A 16,811-nucleotide genomic window follows, 5' to 3' on the forward strand; every position below is an offset into this window, starting at 1 on the left:
GTATTGCCATATGGCGATTCTGCTCTTTTTGTAGGGGCTGATTCTGTTACCGGCAACACATCTGGTTGACCATAAACGGTACATGATGAAGAGAACACCAATTTAACTGAACTGTTAAACGCAGTAATCAGGTTAATTAGTGAGTAAAAATTATTTTTATAATACTTCAGTGGCTGCTGTACAGACTCTCCAACTGCTTTAAAAGCTGCAAAGTGGATTACTCCATCAATATCAGTGTTTTTCGCTGCAAATTCATTTACCTTAGCTTCATCACATAGGTTAAGCTGAACAAATTTTGGCTTAATTCCTATAATTGTTTCTATCTGATCAAGTATTTTAGGGTTAGAATTAGAGAGGTCATCAATAATTACCACCTCATATCCTGCATTATGCAATTCAACTACTGTATGCGAACCAATAAAACCAGTTCCTCCAGTTACTAATATTTTAGACATTCTTATTAACGATTATATGTTGTAAAATCTTTATGTTCCTTGTTTATTAAAGCCTCAGCTGGCAGTGATTTAAAATATTCGTAGGTAATCTTTAATCCTTCTTCACGACTAACTTTTGGCTCCCAGCCCAAAATCTCTCTTGCTTTTGTAATATCCGGGCGGCGTTGTTTCGGATCATCAACCGGCAAATCTCTTAAAACCAGTTTCTGATTTGTTCCCGTTAGTTTAATAATCTCCTCTCCAAATTGCTTAATTGTTATCTCATCCGGGTTACCAATATTTACCGGCATCACGTAATCACTTAACAATAACCTGTAAATACCTTCTATCAGATCATCAACATAACAGAAAGACCTGGTTTGAGACCCATCGCCAAACACAGTTAAGTCTTCACCTCTTAAGGCCTGACCAATAAAAGCAGGTAAAACACGTCCATCATTTAGACGCATTCTAGGGCCATAAGTATTAAAAATCCTAACTATTCGTGTTTCCACACCATGAAAGGTGTGATAAGCCATAGTCATTGCTTCCTGAAAACGTTTGGCTTCATCATAAACACCTCTAGGCCCAACCGGATTCACATTTCCCCAGTATTCCTCTGGCTGAGGGTTTACACTTGGATCGCCATAAACTTCCGAAGTAGAAGCAATGAGCATCCTGGCTTTTTTATTCTTTGCTAAACCTAACAGATTGTGTGTTCCTAAAGATCCTACCTTTAACGTTTGAATAGGAATTTTAAGATAATCAATAGGGCTCGCAGGCGAAGCAAAATGTAAAATATAATCTAATTTACCAGGTACATGAACAAATTTTGAAACATCATGATGTGCAAATTCAAAACTCTCTAAACCAAATAAGTGTTCTATATTTTTCAGATCCCCTGTTATCAGGTTATCCATGGCAATCACATAATAGCCTTCTTTTATAAATCTATCGCACAAATGCGATCCTAGAAAACCGGCAGCACCGGTTATTAAAACTCTTTTACGTCCCATTAGTTTATTAGCTTACGGCCTACACTATTATAGTAATAACCTAAGTCAATCATCTTTTCTAAGTCGTATAGGTTACGGCCGTCAAAAATAACCTTGTTAGTTAATGTCTGTTCCATTCTTTCGAAATCTGGATTTCTAAAAACAGACCACTCTGTTGCAATCAGCAATGCATCTGCACCTTCCAAAGCTTCGTATTGATTGCTTGAGTACTGAATTTTATCACCTATCAGCGCTTTTACGTTGTCAATCCCTTCCGGATCAAATGCAGTAACCGTTGCACCATGTTTCACTAGCTCTTGAATAATATACAAAGCTGKTGCCTCACGGATATCATCTGTTTCTGGTTTAAAGGCAAGGCCCCATAAAGCGAAGTGCTTGCCTTTTAAATCATTTTTATAGTATTTCAAAAGCTTATCAACCAAAACAATTTTCTGCCTTTCATTCACATTCATCACCGCTCTCAGAATCTGAAAATCATAATTATGTTCATCCGCAGCTTTTGCTAAGGCTTGCACATCTTTAGGAAAGCAGCTTCCACCATAACCGATACCAGGGAATAAGAATCTTTTGCCAATTCTTGCGTCAGAGCCAATACCTTTACGTACAGCGTCAACATCGGCTCCTACAATTTCGCATAGGTTAGCCACCTCATTCATAAATGTTATTTTGGTAGCAAGAAATGAATTAGCAGCGTATTTTGTCAGCTCAGACGATCGCTCGTCCATAAACAATATCGGATTTCCTTGTCTAACATACGGGCCATATAGCTCTAAAAGCAATTTCTTTGCCTTTTCGCTGCTGGTGCCAATTACTACCCTATCAGGTTTCATGAAATCATCTACAGCCACACCTTCACGTAAAAACTCTGGGTTAGAAACCACATCAATTTCTACTGAAGTATTTTCCTTAAAAACAGCCTGCACCTTATCTGCTGTTCCAACCGGAACTGTCGATTTATTAATAACCACCTTATATTCAGTAACCAGCTTCGAAATATCTTTTGCTGCCCCTAGAATATACGATAGATCTGCTGCACCATCGCCACCTGGAGGCGTAGGCAAAGCCATAAAAATAATTTGTGCTTCCTTAATTCCGGCTGCAAGATCAGTAGTAAAAACCAATCTTCCCTGAGCAATATTTCTGTGAAATAGTACATCTAATCCGGGTTCATAAATAGGAACTTCACCATTTTGCATTTTGAGCACTTTGGCTTCATTAACGTCAACGCATATAACGTCGTTACCAGTTTCGGCCAAACAAGTACCGGTAACTAAACCTACGTACCCTGTTCCTATTACGGCTATTTTCATATATTAATTCGGTTTTAATTTTATTGAAGTATCTTCGGCTAAGATAAGAAATAAACACAAAATGCTTTTGCTTTATAATATCGCGATTCAACTTTATGGTTTAATTATTAAAATATTCTCCCTGTTCAATAATAAAGCTAAACTTTTTGTTCAAGGAAGAAGGAATATTTTTGAAAAAATACAAAAAAAGATAGATCCCGCTAAGTCAAACATCTGGTTTCACTTTGCCTCACTTGGAGAGTTTGAACAAGGCCGGCCTTTATTAGAAAAAATTAAAAGTACTTATCCCGAAAAGCAAATTATAATTACTTTTTTCTCCCCATCAGGATACGAAATCAGAAAAGACTACGCCTTGGCTGACGGAGTATTTTACCTGCCGCTTGATACACCCAGTAATGCCAAACAACTTATTGCAGCTATAAATCCTGAATTAGCGGTATTCACTAAATATGAGTACTGGTATCATTATTTTAAAGTCCTTCACCAATCTGGTATTCCACTTTACATTATATCCGGTATTTTCAGACCCGATCAGATTTTCTTCAAATGGTATGGCTCTTTTAACCGCRAAATTTTAAGTTTTGTAAATCACTTTTTTGTCCAGAATGAAGAAAGCAAGCAGTTGCTCAGTCAAATAAACATACACAATGTAAGTATCAGTGGCGATACCAGGTTTGACCGGGTGGCAGAGAATGCAAAATCGCCAAAGGAATTTGAAACAATCAGAAAATTTTGTGATAACAACAACACGCTTATTGCAGGAAGTACCTGGCCGGCTGATGAGCATTTACTAGCAACACTTATTAACGCCTATCCGAACTGGAAATTCATTATCGCCCCTCATGAGATAGATAAAGSGCATATAGACGAAATTGTAAAACTTATCCCTKAATCGGTTAAGTATTCAGAATTAACAAACCAGCCTGTAGATACTCAAACGCTAATAATAGATAACATTGGTCTTTTATCATCTATCTATCAGTACGGACAAATTGCTTATATAGGTGGGGGATTTGGTGTAGGGATACACAATACACTGGAGGCTGCCGCATTTGGAATGCCCGTAATCTTTGGGCCTAGATACGATAAATTTCAAGAAGCAAAAGACCTGATCTCCATAAATGCTGCTGTTAGCATTAAAAATGCTGAGGAATTATTCATTGCATTCCAAAAGCTTACAGAGGACAGAACTTCGGGTGATCTTGCAAAAAGGTATGTAAACACAAAGACCGGATCAACAGATCAGATCATTAAATACATTGCTCAAAATTTTTAGCTCACCGCCATTTCTGCAATGGCATCAATAAACTTTGGATGATCATTAAGGCTTTCAACCAACTGAACATGTTCGCCACCTAAGGCCTTAAATTCTTCATGATATTCAACTGTAATTTCATAAAGTGTTTCCAGGCAATCGGCAACAAATGCAGGACTAAATACAAGTAAACGTTTTTTTCCTTCAGCAGCAAGTTTCTTTAACACATCGGTTGTGTATGGCTGCACCCATGGCTCTTTACCCAAACGCGATTGGAAGCAAACGGTATAATTTTCTCTGGAAATATTCAATTTCTCTGCAAGTAACCTTGCTGTATCATGCCCCTGCGCAGAGTAGCAAAATTTATTGGTATCATTTAAAGTTTCACAGCAATTGTCCTTTTTCAGACAATAATTTCCAGTATGATCACACTTTAACAATTGGCGCTCCGGAAGCCCGTGAAAACTAAACAATACGTGGTCATAGGTCTCTGGCTGATATTTCTTTGCATTTTCAGCAAAGACCTCTAACATCAATTCGTTATCGTGAAATGAATTTACAAATGAAACCGGAGGTATAGTGGTCCATTTACTTACAATTTCCATTACGCTTTGTATTACCGAACCACTGCTAGCAGAAGCATATTGAGGAAACAAGGGAATTACTTTTATACTTTCAACCAAACCTGCTTTCATTTTATCTAAAGYAGACTGAATCGAAGGGTTCTGATACCTCATCGCCAGTTCAACATGATATTCATCTCCTAATTTCTCCTGAACTAACGCAGCTTGTATTTTGCTATAATACAATAATGGAGATCCGTTTTCATCCCAGATTTCTTTATATAATTTTGAAGTTTTAGGACTGCGAAAAGGAACAATTATACCTTTAACCAATAGTGTACGGTTAAAAGCATTAACATCAATTACGCGCTCATCCATCAAAAACTGATCAAGATATTTGCGTACATCTTTTACTTCCGGACTATCCGGAGTTCCTAAATTGACTAACAAAACGCCCTTTTTTCCCATAATATGGCCCAAAATTAACTTATTATACTTTTATAATCTTCCGTAAAAACAATAATTACTTTTTAATGATTTTGGAGAAATGCTTTAACCTCTTCCATCAACCACATAGGCGTAGATGTAGCACCGCAAATTCCAACCTTATCTTTAGGAGAAAACCAGTTGAAATCTATTTCCTCAATATTTGAAATGAAATATGAATTGTCGTTATACTTTTTGCAAACATCATATAAAACCTTTCCGTTAGATGATTTCTTCCCCGAAACGAATATGATCTTATCATAGTTTACCACAAATTTCTCCAAATCAGTATAACGGTTAGAAACTTGTCGGCAAATGGTGTCATTTGCTTTAATGTCATATCCCCTACTTATGAGTTCATCTTTTATCTGGTAAAATTTATCTGTACTCTTAGTTGTTTGACTATACAAAGTGAATTTCGAAGGCAGATCTACATGATCCAACTCTGCCAAATCCTGAAAAACAATTGCTTTCCCATCAGTTTGTCCTTGTAAGCCTACTACTTCCGCATGACCATGTTTACCGAAGATCAGAATTTGCTCATCATCATCGTGTGAGTTCTTAATTCTGTTTTGAAGTTTTAAAACAACCGGACAAGAAGCATCAATTAATGTTAGTTCATTTTCCAATGCAAGCTGGTAAGTAGATGGAGCTTCTCCATGAGCTCTGATCAGAACCTTTTCCTTCTTTAAGCCCTGCAATTGCTCATGATCGATTATCCTTAAACCTTTATCGGTTAACCGTTTAACCTCTTCATCGTTATGCACAATATCGCCCAGGCAATACAAGTAATCCTCATGATCTAAAATATCTTCAGCCATATCAATAGCATAAACTACCCCAAAGCAAAAGCCCGACGCCTTATCTATAGTAACGGTTAAATCGTATTTCATCTTTCTTCTGACACTAATAATGTACAAAATTACACAAAAAGAGTTTCATATTCTTATATCTTATGTTTAACTGATGTCAATACCTTAATCCAAAGTCCCTTTAATAACAGTCCTAAGAGCATAATCATTTGAATTGGATGGAGCAAAACATTTATAAAAGGATTTTGTGTTGTAAGGAAAGATATCATTACCCTACTCAGGAAAATCAATCCAAAAGGTAAAACCAAAAATACCGGTTCAAAATTGATCAACACAATAATAGGTCCGGCAATAACCAGCACCAGGTAAATTAACACGGCAAATATGTTATTCCCAAATGTCAGCAACAACTGCGATGAGACCTTATCAAATCCTACCTTTTCATCAATATAAACGAACTTATTTGCAAGTAAAACTTCTGTTTTCCCATGCCAGTCACTCGTCTTATAGCTGCTTGCTTTAAAAAACATGCACCCGGTATTAGTTGTTGCAAATATTTGTTGGGTACTCAACCTCACCAATCTTAACGGCAAAAGATTCAGCAAAATGAAATCACTTAAAGGATAAACCAACCGGCTAAATAGTCCGCTAAATCTACGATTAGGAACTATGCTCAACAAGTCCAGATCAAACACCTTAGCACGACAAATAAGATTGTTTATCAACCCCTTATTAATAATTGTATTAACATCCAAGAAAAGAATAAAGCCGCCAGTTGTTTTAGCCACTGCTTTTTCTGTTGTTTCTGAATGTTTTTTAACAACAACTTCAACATTCGTGTAATCCTGAGCATTGATAGATGCGATCAATGAAGAAGGATCATCATTTTTATCCGACAAAGAAATGATAACTGAAACCTTATCTGTAAAGTGTTTTCCGTAATAGCCAAGCTTTGGATTGGATAAGAAATTAAATAACGTAACTGAAAACCGCAGCACAATAAATACAAGCACAGCATAAACGAAAGTGATCATATTGTTTTACTCTGGCTTTTAACTGCATACCCATAATGTTTGTTATACTCACTTTTGAGTAGTTGCAAACTCACATACTCCTCCGCTTCCCAGGTGGCGAGGTAACTCCTCGCCTCTGGCTTTCTGCCTCCAAAATAATCTGTAAGATTAGCCGAAAATATAGTTTGAAATTTCTTCCTGGAAGCATTCACAACCTGCATCACTCCTTTTTCAAAAGTTATACTACCGATGTAGCTAGTATAGAGTTTTCCCTGAGGAAACATGAGGACCAAATTATCAGGATTATCCAGTAAGCTCCCTGCATATGTTAATGTTTGCACCACATCCTTTCCTTTCGTTTCTGCAGCAAAAGCGCCCAAATATTTTAAAAACCATAACTTCTCGTAATCTTCTTTCGTAACCAGCACATGAAACTGTTTCTTAAACAACTTTTTGTTTAAATAGAACATCAAAAAACCGTCCCACCAGCTAAAATGATTGGCCAATAAAAGCACAGCCTCATTTTCTTTGATCTGAAGCTTGTTAAAATTGTACGAAGAAAAGTCCTTCTTAATGATATAAGTAACATACCAGGAAAAGAACTTAAAAATTACAGGGCTTTTTTGGGACTGGTACATCCCTCTAAAATGAGAAAAATTAGCCTCAAATGCAAACGGCTAGCTTAAATAAACCCTGTCTTCCTCACCTTCAACATCCATAACCACATCAACATGTTCCTTTAAAACAGTAGCCATCTCCAGACCAACAAAATCAGTAGCTATCGGGAAAATTTTGTGGCTCCTGTCTACCAGTACCACTGTACGGATTTTTTTGTGTGGCGTATTCAGGAAAACGCCTAAACCATAAGCAAGTGTTTTACCACTATTTAATACATCATCAACAAGTATGATCACCTTATTTTTCCAATGCGACTCGTCTAAATCAGTATTAGCAACCAATTTAGTATTCAGCCTGTCAAGATCTATCCTGAGCATCGTGATTTTAAGATCAGAGATTTTTGTCAATACCTTCTTAAGCCTTAAGGCTAATTTATAGCCCCGGTCCCATATTCCTGCCAATACAATTTCCTTCTCGTCTAAATTATCTTCCAGAATCTGGTATGCAATTCTGTTGATCTTTTGCTGTATCTGTTTTTTATCTAGAATAAGTAATTGAGATTCTGCCATCTGGTATCACATTGTTTATGCTACAAAAAGAACCATTTTAAGGTTCATATTCAAACTTAGATAAAAATATTTTTATATGCGTTTAAAAAAAGTTTACAAATCGTGCAACGTTTAGGCCTCTGTTGCGTCTAATCAATAAACCCTCAATCTAAAACCAATTATGAAAGCATCATCTATACTTAAATCAGCCCTAACATTACTTGTATTTTCGGCATCTGTAATATCATCAAATGCCCAGCAGAACAAAGACGTTTCTATAACCAACTTTAATGAAGTTTCAGTTTCAAGTGGAATAGACGTATACCTTACACAGAGTAATTCCGAAAATATTCGTATCAACGCTCATCCTGATCTCATTAAAAATGTCATCATCGAGAAAGAAGGAAACAACCTAAAAATCAGATATAAAGATGGTGTTAACTGGGGTCGGTTATTTAAAAATCAAAGCATCAAAGTTTATGTCAATTATAAAACGTTAAAAGCCTTATCAGCAAGCGGAGGTAGTGATGTGTATACTCAAAACACACTAAAAACCGATAGATTGTCATTAAGTGCATCAGGAGGTTCTGATTTAAAATTAGATGTAGTTGCTAAAGATATTGAAGTACACACAAGTGGTGGATCTGATGTTGATTTAAAAGGAAGTGCAACAAATATGGAGGTTGCTACAAGTGGAGGCAGCGATGTAAATGCACTGGATTTTATAGTTGATTACGCAAAAGTAAGTTCAAGTGGTGGTTCTGATGCAAACATTCATGTTAATAAAGCATTAGAGGCAAGTGCCAGTGGAGGTAGTGATATAAACTACAAAGGAAGTGCATCAGTAAAAAACAACTCCAGCAAAAGCGGAGATGTAAACCGATTAAAATAAAGTTTAGTTTTAGTTTTTAGTTATTMCTGCCAAACGGATGTCTGGCAGGAATTTTTATTTTAAATTGCAACCATTATTTCAGATCAATCGTCTATAACTATATAGACGCCATACTTATGAAAAACCTCTCTGTTCATATAATTATTATATTCCTTTTCTTTGCAAATGCTGTTAATGGTCAATCTATCAATAAGAAAAAGATTGACAGTATTCTAGCCAATCTTTCAAAGAACAATATCCCCGGAGTAGCAGTAGGTATTGTACAAAAGGAAAAGCTGGTTTACGCCAGTGGGTTTGGATTAGCTGATCTGAATACAAAACGTAAAAATACTTCTGCAACTTGCTTTAACATCTGCTCAGTATCTAAACAATTCACGGCAGCCTGCATTTATTTGCTTGAAGAACAAGGAAAATTAAAAACAAGCAACCACCTTTCTAAATATTTCAAGGACCTCCCTGCGTATGCAGATACCATTACCATTGATCAGCTTATTCACCATCAAAGCGGCATTAAAGACTTCACTACATTACTCTGGCTTAGGGATATGGAGGAAAATGGTAAAACCACAGATCAGCAAGCTTACGCTACACTTTCGCGTCAGTCATCATTAAACTTTCCAGCGGGCGATCAGGAAAGCTACACTAATTCCGGTTATTTTTTCCTTTCCAAAATTGTGAGTATAGTAAGCGGTCAGGACCTTAGTCAGTTCGCTAAAGCGCACATTTTTAATCCTTTAAAAATGGCAAATACAGGTTTCTCACGTAGCCACCTGGTACAAAATAAGGCTAATGGATATCTTTTAGAAGACAATAAATACATCCAGTATAATCCCAAGACTTCAATTATAGGTCATTCGAATGTTTATAGTGCGATCACTGACTGGGATAAATGGTTCAACGAAATGAAAAACCATAGGGTTTTGGGTGATAAAGTCTGGAAAAAAATACTGACACCTGCCATAAACAACGATGGAAATCAAATAGATTACGCAGGAGGAGTTAGAATTACCTCTTTCCAAGATCAAAAAATGATCTCTCATGGTGGAGATTTGCCAAGTTATCATAGCTATATGGCATTTTTTCCTGAAAAAGACCTTGGTATTATCATTATGAGCAACAATGGTACTTTTTCAGGTTATAATATACTTACCAGTATCTATAATAACATCTACCCTGGTACCAAACCAATATTACTTCAACAAGAAACAGAAAAACCAATCGAAAAAAAAGTAGTTAAAGAATTCAAGCTTAGTGTAAGTACCTTACCTTACGCTGGCAGTTACCTGATAGAAGGAAGCCAAAATATGGTTTTTGATGTGCTCAGTAAAGACAGTTCCTTAACTGTTCTCCAAAAATGGAATCAGAATGATTATCCTATTTTACCATTAAACGATTCCTTATTTTATATTAAAGGCGAGGAAGACATCACCTTCGAATTTAGGCAACCCCAGAATAGTCATACTCAAAAAATGCTAATTACTCAGCAAGGAAAACCATCATGGGCAAAAAGAATTGAACCGGAAAAAGAAGACATCAATACCTTAAATCAATATTGCGGAAACTTTTACAGTCCTGAGATCGATGCTCATTATACAATACTAATAAATAATGGTAGCCTGAATATGAAGATAGGCAGCAGTACACAAAAAATAACCTCTTCTGGTAATAAAGACTATTATTATCTCCCGGAAACAGGAATGGAGTTCAATTTCAGAAGAAACGAAAGCCATCAAATTGATGGCCTTATTTTAAATCATGTCAGAGTAGAAAAACTGCTTTTCTTAAAAGAATAGTTATCCTTTGTTTTTATAAGGATAATAAATAAAGTTAGCCCCTTCAGGTACAATCACAAAAACGCACATAAAATCTTCGGGTTTTTTGTAGCTTTTAAGGAATAATGCTTTTTTATCCGGTTGGATTATACCTTTTTCTACAAACTCTTCAAAAGTAGACGCCTGTATAGTCCATTCAGTATTTAATTCTTTTCTATCCAAAATTACCTCCCCAATATTTACTTCGTACTGGTGGGCAATAAAAATGGGATTAGCAGATATTCCTTCCAACATTATCTCTACAGCAATCTCTTTAATAGAGTCAGCATATAAATCTAAATCCTTTTCTAAGCTTACCAATGGGCTTTGCTTTTTCTCTTCTGCTTTTCCACCTTCTGGTTCCTGTGGCAATAATTCTTCTATATCCATCTTAATTATTCTCTAAACTATCTTCCGATGTACTACCTACAAATTTCAATAACACTACATTTTCAACGTGCTGAGTATGAGGAAACATATCAACAGGTTTGATACGAACTACCTCATATTTTTCTTTTAACAGCGCCAAATCTCTTGCCTGGGTAGCTGCATTACAACTCACATACACAATTTTCTCAGCTTCCATTTCAAGGAGTCTTTCCACTACGTCCACATGCATTCCGGCTCTTGGCGGATCTGTAATTACCACATCAGGCTTACCATGACTTGCAATAAAGTCCCTTGTCAGGATATCCTTCATGTCGCCTGCATAAAAAATAGTATTATCTATTTTATTAAGCTCAGAATTAAACTTGGCATCTTCAATAGCTGTTGGCACATATTCAATTCCAACCACCTGTTTTACACTTCTTGCTACAAAATTAGCAATGGTACCAGCTCCGGTATACAAATCATAAACCAGTTCATCACCAGTAAAACCTGCAAACTCTTTGGTAATTTTATACAACTCATGGGCCTGATCAGAATTGGTCTGGTAAAAAGACTTAGCCCCAATTTTAAACTGTAGGCCATCCATTTCCTCAAAAATATGATCTCTACCTGCATAGGTAATTACCTCCTGATCAAAAATAGTATCATTCTTTTTTTGGTTCAGGATGTAAAGCAACGAAGTGATCTCCGGGAAATTCACTTTCAAATGCTCCATTAAACCATCTACCTGCTCCTGTTCTGCATAAGCAAAAACCACCACCACCATTACCTCACCAGTAGATGAAGTACGTATAATCAGATTTCTTAAATTACCTTCGTGATTGCGCAGATCATAAAAAGTTAAACCGTTTTCCAAAGCATAAGCCCTAACACTATTCCTTAATGTATTAGAAGGCTCAGCCTGCAGGTAACAATGCTGGATGTCCAGAATTTTATCAAACCTTAGCGGAACGTGAAAACCCAGCGCATTCATTTCCAGATCCTCATTCGGACCAGTTAAATCCTCTGGCCTATCTGCCATATCTTGCTTATTCAACCAGCGTTTATTAGAAAACGTGTATTCAAGCTTATTGCGATAGTATTTATTTTCTGCAGAACCCAAAATTGGCTCCATTGCAGAGGTATCAATTTTTGCAAGGCGCTGTAAAGCAGCCTCTACATTTTTATGTTTAAATTTTAGTTGAGCATCATAGCCCATGTGTTGCCATTTACAACCACCACAGGTACCAAAGTGCTGACAAAAAGGGTCAACTCTTAAATCAGAAGCTTTATTTAAGCTTTCAATTACTGCTTCTGCAAAATTTTTCTTTTTCTTTACTATGCGGACATCAACCACATCGCCCGGCACGGCTTTATCCACAAATATAACTAGTTCATCTGCTTTGCCAACTCCTTTGCCCTCTTCGGCAATGTCAATAATACTTAGATTAGGGATGATGGTTACTGTTCCGGCTTTTCTATTTCTACTCATTATGCCGCAAAATTAGATAAAATTTCAGACATACTAATCTCCATAAGGCATTCAAAACACCTTTAAAAGAAAAGAAAATGCAATATCAAACTCTACTTACCAAAAACTTTAAGGATTAAACCGAAAAAGCCTTCAACCATATTAAAGCTCATATCAAATTTCTCATCAACCATTACAGAAATCTCTAAAACCTCTTTACTCATAATATATTGACGTATACAGTCAAATATAGATGTTTTTATACCGAATACCAAAACGGTACATGTTAAGGTTTTGTAAAGAAACCTACAAAGCGGCCTTTACCAGGAAGGGAAGAAGTTCTTTCTGAAAACTAACAAAGTTCTTGCGAACATCAGAATCACTAACAGAAGTGAAGGCGAATGAGAATACAATGCTCTTGCTTGCTTTTAATAAAAATGCCAGGCCTTCTTTACGAGATGGGTTATTTTTAAAATGGTCGAGCTCTAAATAGGCAGAAAGCAATAAAGACTCTAACTGATCAGATAAATGCTTTAAAAAATCTTGCGAGTTTGCATTTTCCCTAACAAAATCCCAGCCGATAAACTCATTACAAACGGTATAAGTAAGTCTGCATGTTTTCATTACAAGCGCCTTAAGGTGCTCTTCTTCATCAGCAAACTGAGCTTTATTTTTTAAAATTTCATGAAGGTTCAGGTCCAGATAATTCATCAGGATAGCATCCAAAATCTGTTCTTTGCTTTCAAAATACTTATATATAGTTGCTTTAGCTATTCTGGCTTTTCTGGCGATCTCATTAACACTTGTTTTATGATAGCCGTACTTTCTGAATAGCTCTTTTGCAGACCTGATTATACTTTCCTTTATTTTCTCTGGTTCCATTAGTTACTTACATTTATAGTCAGGCCACCACGAAGTGATGTAGTATAAGATTTTAAATTACGTACAGCCGGCGCTTTTTGCGGAGTTCCGTCAAGCAGCAAAAATTTAGCTCCTGTACACGGATCAGTAGCTGTAATTCCGGTCGAGTCCGGAACAACTGCACAACCACCATTTTGAGGGTTTACTGAACTGGCTCTATCGAATGTCCTGTAGCCACCACCAATTGCAACAATCATCAGACCTTTAACGCCCTGATTATCTACCAGTAATACATTGTTCTTGGCTTTAATCTTAAATTCCTGAACGGTCACATTGTATTCCACAAAAACATTAGGAATCATTTCACTTTCTTTTCCACATCCTCCAAAAGTGATCACCAACAGAAATAATCCGACTATTTTTTTAATCATTATATTAATGACGTTTTATATTGCTTTAAAAAGCGAGCATCATTTTCAGAAAATAAACGCAAGTCTTTGATTTCGAATTTAAGGTTGGCAATACGCTCAATACCCATTCCGAATGCAAAGCCGCTATATTTCTTGCTGTCGATATTACAATTTTCCAAAACGTTAGGATCAACCATGCCACATCCTAAAATTTCAACCCAGCCGCTATACTTACACATCTGACAACCTGCGCCTTTGCAGATAGTACAAGAAATATCCATTTCAGCTGACGGCTCTGTAAAAGGGAAATAAGAAGGGCGGAAACGAACCTTTGTACCTTCTCCATAAAGTTCCTGTACAAAATAGAACAGCGTTTGCTTTAGATCTGCAAATGAAACATTTTCATCAATATACAAACCCTCTACCTGGTGGAAAAAGCAATGCGCCCTAGCAGAAATGGCCTCGTTACGATAAACACGACCCGGCATAATTGCTCTGAATGGTGGCTTACCAGCCTCCATCATTCTTACCTGAACAGAAGAAGTATGCGTACGCAAGGCAATATCGCCTTTTTCGCCTCCTTTTTTAATAAAGAAAGTATCCTGCATATCTCTAGCAGGGTGTTCTTCCGGGAAGTTTAAAGCAGAGAAATTGTGCCAGTCATCCTCAATCTCCGGACCTTCTGCTACAATAAAACCAAGTTTATTAAAAATCTCGATGATTTCTCGTCTAACCAAAGCCAATGGGTGGCGGGCGCCAACTTCAAACCCTTCACCAGGTAAGGTTAAATCTATATCAGCACTTGCTGAAACTTCTGCTACCCCACCCTGATCTTTCAGTGTTTGATATTTTGCTTCTGCGAGCTGTTTAAATTCATTTAAAACCTTTCCCAGAGTTCTTTTTTCTTCTGGTGAAACGGCCTTAAATTCATCGAAAATATCTTTGATAATTCCTTTAGTACCAAGGAATTTTATACGGAATTGTTCTAATTCATCTGCTTTATCAGTTGAGAAAGCATTTATTTCTGCTGTATACTGTGTTATCTTGTCTTGTAACATGGCAACAAATATACAGCTATTTATGCAATATATTTATAACGGCTGAGTCCAAAAATCGTCATGAAGCATCACTCCATAAAGAAAATAGACTCAGCCGCTTAGTTTTATATTACGCCCAACGCTTTACCAACTTTAGTAAATGCTGCTATGGCCTTATCTAAATGGTGCTGCTCATGTGCCGCAGATAATTGCACACGAATTCTAGCCTTGCCTTGTCCAACCACCGGATAATAAAACCCGATTACATAAATTCCTTCCTCGAGCATTTTAGCCGCAAATTCCTGGGCAAGCTTAGCATCATAAAGCATAACAGGAACTATCGGGTGTACCCCCTCTTTAATGTCAAAACCAGCTTCAGTCATTTTTGTACGGAAGTAAGCAGTATTACGCTCCAGTTTATCCCTTAAATCAGTAGTTTCACTTAAAAGATCCAGAACCGCTACAGATGCTCCTGTAATTGCAGGGGCAAGTGTATTTGAGAATAAATAAGGGCGAGATCTTTGGCGCAACATGTCAATAATTTCTTTCTTACCCGAAGTAAACCCTCCAGATGCACCGCCAAGCGCTTTACCCAAGGTACCTGTAATAATGTCAACCCTATCTATCACATTGAAATGCTCATGAGTACCGCGACCTGTCTTACCCATAAAACCAGTGCAATGCGACTCATCAATCATTACAAGCGCTTCATATTTATCTGCTAAATCACAAATTTCATCTAATGGAGCCACAACTCCATCCATAGAAAATGCCCCATCTGTAACAACAATGCGATGTCTGGAATCCTTAGCAGCAATTAATTGCTGTTCCAAATCTGCCATATCCGCATTTTTATATCTAAAACGCTTTGCTTTACACAAGCGCACTCCATCTATAATAGATGCATGGTTTAATTCATCAGAAATAATAGCGTCCTGATCATTAAACAAAGGTTCAAAAACACCACCGTTAGCATCAAATGCTGCAGCATATAAAATTGTATCTTCTGTACCTAAAAATTTGGAAAGTTTTGATTCCAGTTCTTTATGGACATCCTGTGTACCACATATAAAACGTACTGAGGACATTCCGTAACCATATTTATCTATAGCTTTTTTTGCCGCTTCAATAACTGCCGGATGAGACGATAGTCCCAAATAATTATTTGCACAAAAGTTGATCACCTCCTGCCCGGTGCTGATCTTAATATCGGCTCCCTGAGGGGTTACAATAATACGTTCACGTTTAAATAAACCGTCTTTTTCTATTTGCTCCAGTTCTTGTTCTAGAACGGGTTTTAAGGTTTTGTACATATTTATAATAATTAATGCAACCAAAGTTATAAAAATATCGTCTTGTGGTGGTAAGGCAATTAAACGATGGTTGCAAACTTTAACACAAAAAAACTGTTTAGTATTCACAACTAATCCGATATTTAAGCCTTAAATCCATTTAATGAAGAAGATTTTTTTAACGCTATTTCTTTTTGTAAGCGCCCTTAGCCTATCAGCACAACAGCTTAAACTTGGTGGCACAATAAAAGATACAGAAGGACAATCCGTTCCATTTGCTTCTGTTTATATAAAAAACACAACGATTGGAACTTCAGCAAATGTGGATGGTGTTTATTCATTAAGCATTGAAAAGGGAACTTTTACCATTATTTATAAAGCAATTGGCTATAAAGCATTAGAGAAAGAAATCACTATTAATGATAACCTAACTGAAGATGTAGTGATAACGCCGGAAACTTATAGCCTGGCCGGAGTTACCATAGATGGCAATGCAGAAGATCCTGCCTACGAAATCATCRGGCAAGCCATTAAAAAAAGGAAAGAACACCTTACCGAAGTAAAGGCATATAAAGCCGATGTATATATTAAAGGAGTACAAAAACTTGTAGGT

General features: G+C 36.7%; 19 protein-coding genes. 4 read left to right on the forward strand and 15 right to left on the reverse strand.

Annotated features, from left to right (window positions below; genetic code table 11):
* The 3 genes from AC1DG9_RS12220 to AC1DG9_RS12230 all read right to left on the reverse strand — a co-directional run.
* Nucleotides 1-455, reverse strand: a 455-nt coding sequence (locus AC1DG9_RS12220; protein ID WP_477634690.1) for an SDR family NAD(P)-dependent oxidoreductase, incomplete at its 3' end; no start/stop codon positions are given.
* A 5-nt stretch (nt 456-460) separates the two neighbouring features.
* On the reverse strand, nt 461-1,450 hold the full coding sequence (locus AC1DG9_RS12225) for a UDP-glucuronic acid decarboxylase family protein (RefSeq protein WP_172659402.1): 990 nt from the start codon (nt 1,448-1,450) through the stop codon (nt 461-463).
* Nucleotides 1,450-2,760: a UDP-glucose dehydrogenase family protein gene (locus tag AC1DG9_RS12230; protein WP_477634691.1), complete on the reverse strand. Its 1,311-nt coding sequence runs from the start codon at nt 2,758-2,760 to the stop codon at nt 1,450-1,452. The genes AC1DG9_RS12225 and AC1DG9_RS12230 overlap by 1 nt, the downstream gene beginning before the upstream one ends.
* A gap of 61 nt (nt 2,761-2,821) precedes the next feature.
* On the opposite strand from AC1DG9_RS12230, the gene AC1DG9_RS12235 reads away from it, so the two are divergent.
* On the forward strand, nt 2,822-4,036 hold the full coding sequence (locus AC1DG9_RS12235; RefSeq protein WP_477634692.1) for a 3-deoxy-D-manno-octulosonic acid transferase: 1,215 nt from the start codon (nt 2,822-2,824) through the stop codon (nt 4,034-4,036).
* Here AC1DG9_RS12235 and hemH read toward each other — a convergent pair.
* The 5 genes from hemH to AC1DG9_RS12260 all read right to left on the reverse strand — a co-directional run bounded on the left by hemH (nt 4,033) and on the right by AC1DG9_RS12260 (nt 8,076).
* Complete coding sequence (hemH, locus tag AC1DG9_RS12240; protein ID WP_477634693.1) at nt 4,033-5,046, reverse strand: ferrochelatase; 1,014 nt, start codon at nt 5,044-5,046, stop codon at nt 4,033-4,035. The genes AC1DG9_RS12235 and hemH overlap by 4 nt on opposite strands.
* Before the next feature lie 62 nt (nt 5,047-5,108).
* Complete coding sequence (locus AC1DG9_RS12245; protein ID WP_172659398.1) at nt 5,109-5,957, reverse strand: 4-hydroxy-3-methylbut-2-enyl diphosphate reductase; 849 nt, start codon at nt 5,955-5,957, stop codon at nt 5,109-5,111.
* A gap of 53 nt (nt 5,958-6,010) precedes the next feature.
* Nucleotides 6,011-6,910, reverse strand: a complete 900-nt coding sequence (locus tag AC1DG9_RS12250) for a hypothetical protein (protein WP_172659397.1) — start codon at nt 6,908-6,910, stop codon at nt 6,011-6,013.
* Nucleotides 6,907-7,527 carry a 1-acyl-sn-glycerol-3-phosphate acyltransferase gene (locus tag AC1DG9_RS12255; protein ID WP_172659396.1) on the reverse strand — a complete coding sequence of 207 codons (621 nt, stop codon included), beginning with the start codon at nt 7,525-7,527 and terminating at the stop codon, nt 6,907-6,909. The genes AC1DG9_RS12250 and AC1DG9_RS12255 overlap by 4 nt, the downstream gene beginning before the upstream one ends.
* A gap of 39 nt (nt 7,528-7,566) precedes the next feature.
* A complete protein-coding gene (locus AC1DG9_RS12260) occupies nt 7,567-8,076 on the reverse strand; it encodes a phosphoribosyltransferase family protein (protein ID WP_172659395.1) in 510 nt (169 codons plus the stop codon).
* A gap of 160 nt (nt 8,077-8,236) precedes the next feature.
* Between AC1DG9_RS12260 and AC1DG9_RS12265 the strand changes: the two genes are divergently transcribed.
* Together AC1DG9_RS12265 and AC1DG9_RS12270 are read left to right on the forward strand one after the other, a co-directional pair.
* Nucleotides 8,237-8,947, forward strand: coding sequence for a head GIN domain-containing protein (locus AC1DG9_RS12265; protein ID WP_337717884.1), 711 nt, complete (start codon nt 8,237-8,239; stop codon nt 8,945-8,947).
* A 116-nt stretch (nt 8,948-9,063) separates the two neighbouring features.
* Nucleotides 9,064-10,740: a serine hydrolase domain-containing protein gene (locus tag AC1DG9_RS12270; RefSeq protein WP_337717886.1), complete on the forward strand. Its 1,677-nt coding sequence runs from the start codon at nt 9,064-9,066 to the stop codon at nt 10,738-10,740.
* On the opposite strand, the gene AC1DG9_RS12275 is transcribed toward AC1DG9_RS12270, so the two are convergent.
* From AC1DG9_RS12275 to kbl, 7 genes are all read right to left on the reverse strand, one after another.
* On the reverse strand, nt 10,741-11,148 hold the full coding sequence (locus tag AC1DG9_RS12275; protein ID WP_172659392.1) for a hypothetical protein: 408 nt from the start codon (nt 11,146-11,148) through the stop codon (nt 10,741-10,743). It lies immediately after the preceding gene.
* Between the two features lies 1 nt (nt 11,149).
* Nucleotides 11,150-12,619 (reverse strand): 23S rRNA (uracil(1939)-C(5))-methyltransferase RlmD, encoded by a 1,470-nt coding sequence (rlmD, locus tag AC1DG9_RS12280; protein WP_172659391.1) that lies wholly within the window; start codon nt 12,617-12,619, stop codon nt 11,150-11,152.
* 92 nt (nt 12,620-12,711) lie between these two features.
* Nucleotides 12,712-12,822, reverse strand: a complete 111-nt coding sequence (locus AC1DG9_RS12285) for a phenylalanyl-tRNA synthetase subunit alpha (RefSeq protein WP_172659390.1) — start codon at nt 12,820-12,822, stop codon at nt 12,712-12,714.
* A gap of 82 nt (nt 12,823-12,904) precedes the next feature.
* On the reverse strand, nt 12,905-13,480 hold the full coding sequence (locus AC1DG9_RS12290) for a TetR/AcrR family transcriptional regulator (RefSeq protein WP_048903726.1): 576 nt from the start codon (nt 13,478-13,480) through the stop codon (nt 12,905-12,907).
* A complete protein-coding gene (locus AC1DG9_RS12295) occupies nt 13,480-13,890 on the reverse strand; it encodes a hypothetical protein (protein WP_172659389.1) in 411 nt (136 codons plus the stop codon). The genes AC1DG9_RS12290 and AC1DG9_RS12295 overlap by 1 nt, the downstream gene beginning before the upstream one ends.
* The gene (gene pheS / locus AC1DG9_RS12300) at nt 13,890-14,927 is read right to left on the reverse strand and encodes a phenylalanine--tRNA ligase subunit alpha (RefSeq protein WP_172659388.1); all 1,038 of its coding nucleotides are present in this window, start codon (nt 14,925-14,927) and stop codon (nt 13,890-13,892) included. The genes AC1DG9_RS12295 and pheS overlap by 1 nt, the downstream gene beginning before the upstream one ends.
* Before the next feature lie 104 nt (nt 14,928-15,031).
* Nucleotides 15,032-16,219, reverse strand: a complete 1,188-nt coding sequence (gene kbl / locus AC1DG9_RS12305) for a glycine C-acetyltransferase (RefSeq protein WP_337717888.1) — start codon at nt 16,217-16,219, stop codon at nt 15,032-15,034.
* Between the two features lie 142 nt (nt 16,220-16,361).
* Here kbl and AC1DG9_RS12310 point away from each other — a divergent pair.
* Nucleotides 16,362-16,811, forward strand: a 450-nt coding sequence (locus tag AC1DG9_RS12310; protein ID WP_477634694.1) for a carboxypeptidase-like regulatory domain-containing protein, incomplete at its 3' end; no start/stop codon positions are given.

The organism is Pedobacter sp. 05L430 (assembly GCF_056397585.1).

Excerpts from the sequence above, each read along its gene's own strand:
- AC1DG9_RS12225 (WP_172659402.1), bottom strand. The coding sequence starts at position 1,450 with ATGGGACGTAAAAGAGTTTTAATAACCGGTGCTGCCGGTTTTCTAGGA.
- AC1DG9_RS12245 (WP_172659398.1), bottom strand. The coding sequence starts at position 5,957 with ATGAAATACGATTTAACCGTTACTATAGATAAGGCGTCGGGCTTTTGC.
- AC1DG9_RS12250 (WP_172659397.1), bottom strand. The coding sequence starts at position 6,910 with ATGATCACTTTCGTTTATGCTGTGCTTGTATTTATTGTGCTGCGGTTT.
- AC1DG9_RS12255 (WP_172659396.1), bottom strand. The coding sequence starts at position 7,527 with ATGTACCAGTCCCAAAAAAGCCCTGTAATTTTTAAGTTCTTTTCCTGG.
- AC1DG9_RS12260 (WP_172659395.1), bottom strand. The coding sequence starts at position 8,076 with ATGGCAGAATCTCAATTACTTATTCTAGATAAAAAACAGATACAGCAA.
- AC1DG9_RS12265 (WP_337717884.1), top strand. The coding sequence starts at position 8,237 with ATGAAAGCATCATCTATACTTAAATCAGCCCTAACATTACTTGTATTT.
- AC1DG9_RS12270 (WP_337717886.1), top strand. The coding sequence starts at position 9,064 with ATGAAAAACCTCTCTGTTCATATAATTATTATATTCCTTTTCTTTGCA.
- AC1DG9_RS12275 (WP_172659392.1), bottom strand. The coding sequence starts at position 11,148 with ATGGATATAGAAGAATTATTGCCACAGGAACCAGAAGGTGGAAAAGCA.
- rlmD (WP_172659391.1), bottom strand. The coding sequence starts at position 12,619 with ATGAGTAGAAATAGAAAAGCCGGAACAGTAACCATCATCCCTAATCTA.
- AC1DG9_RS12285 (WP_172659390.1), bottom strand. The coding sequence starts at position 12,822 with ATGAGTAAAGAGGTTTTAGAGATTTCTGTAATGGTTGATGAGAAATTT.
- AC1DG9_RS12290 (WP_048903726.1), bottom strand. The coding sequence starts at position 13,480 with ATGGAACCAGAGAAAATAAAGGAAAGTATAATCAGGTCTGCAAAAGAG.
- AC1DG9_RS12295 (WP_172659389.1), bottom strand. The coding sequence starts at position 13,890 with ATGATTAAAAAAATAGTCGGATTATTTCTGTTGGTGATCACTTTTGGA.
- pheS (WP_172659388.1), bottom strand. The coding sequence starts at position 14,927 with ATGTTACAAGACAAGATAACACAGTATACAGCAGAAATAAATGCTTTC.
- kbl (WP_337717888.1), bottom strand. The coding sequence starts at position 16,219 with ATGTACAAAACCTTAAAACCCGTTCTAGAACAAGAACTGGAGCAAATA.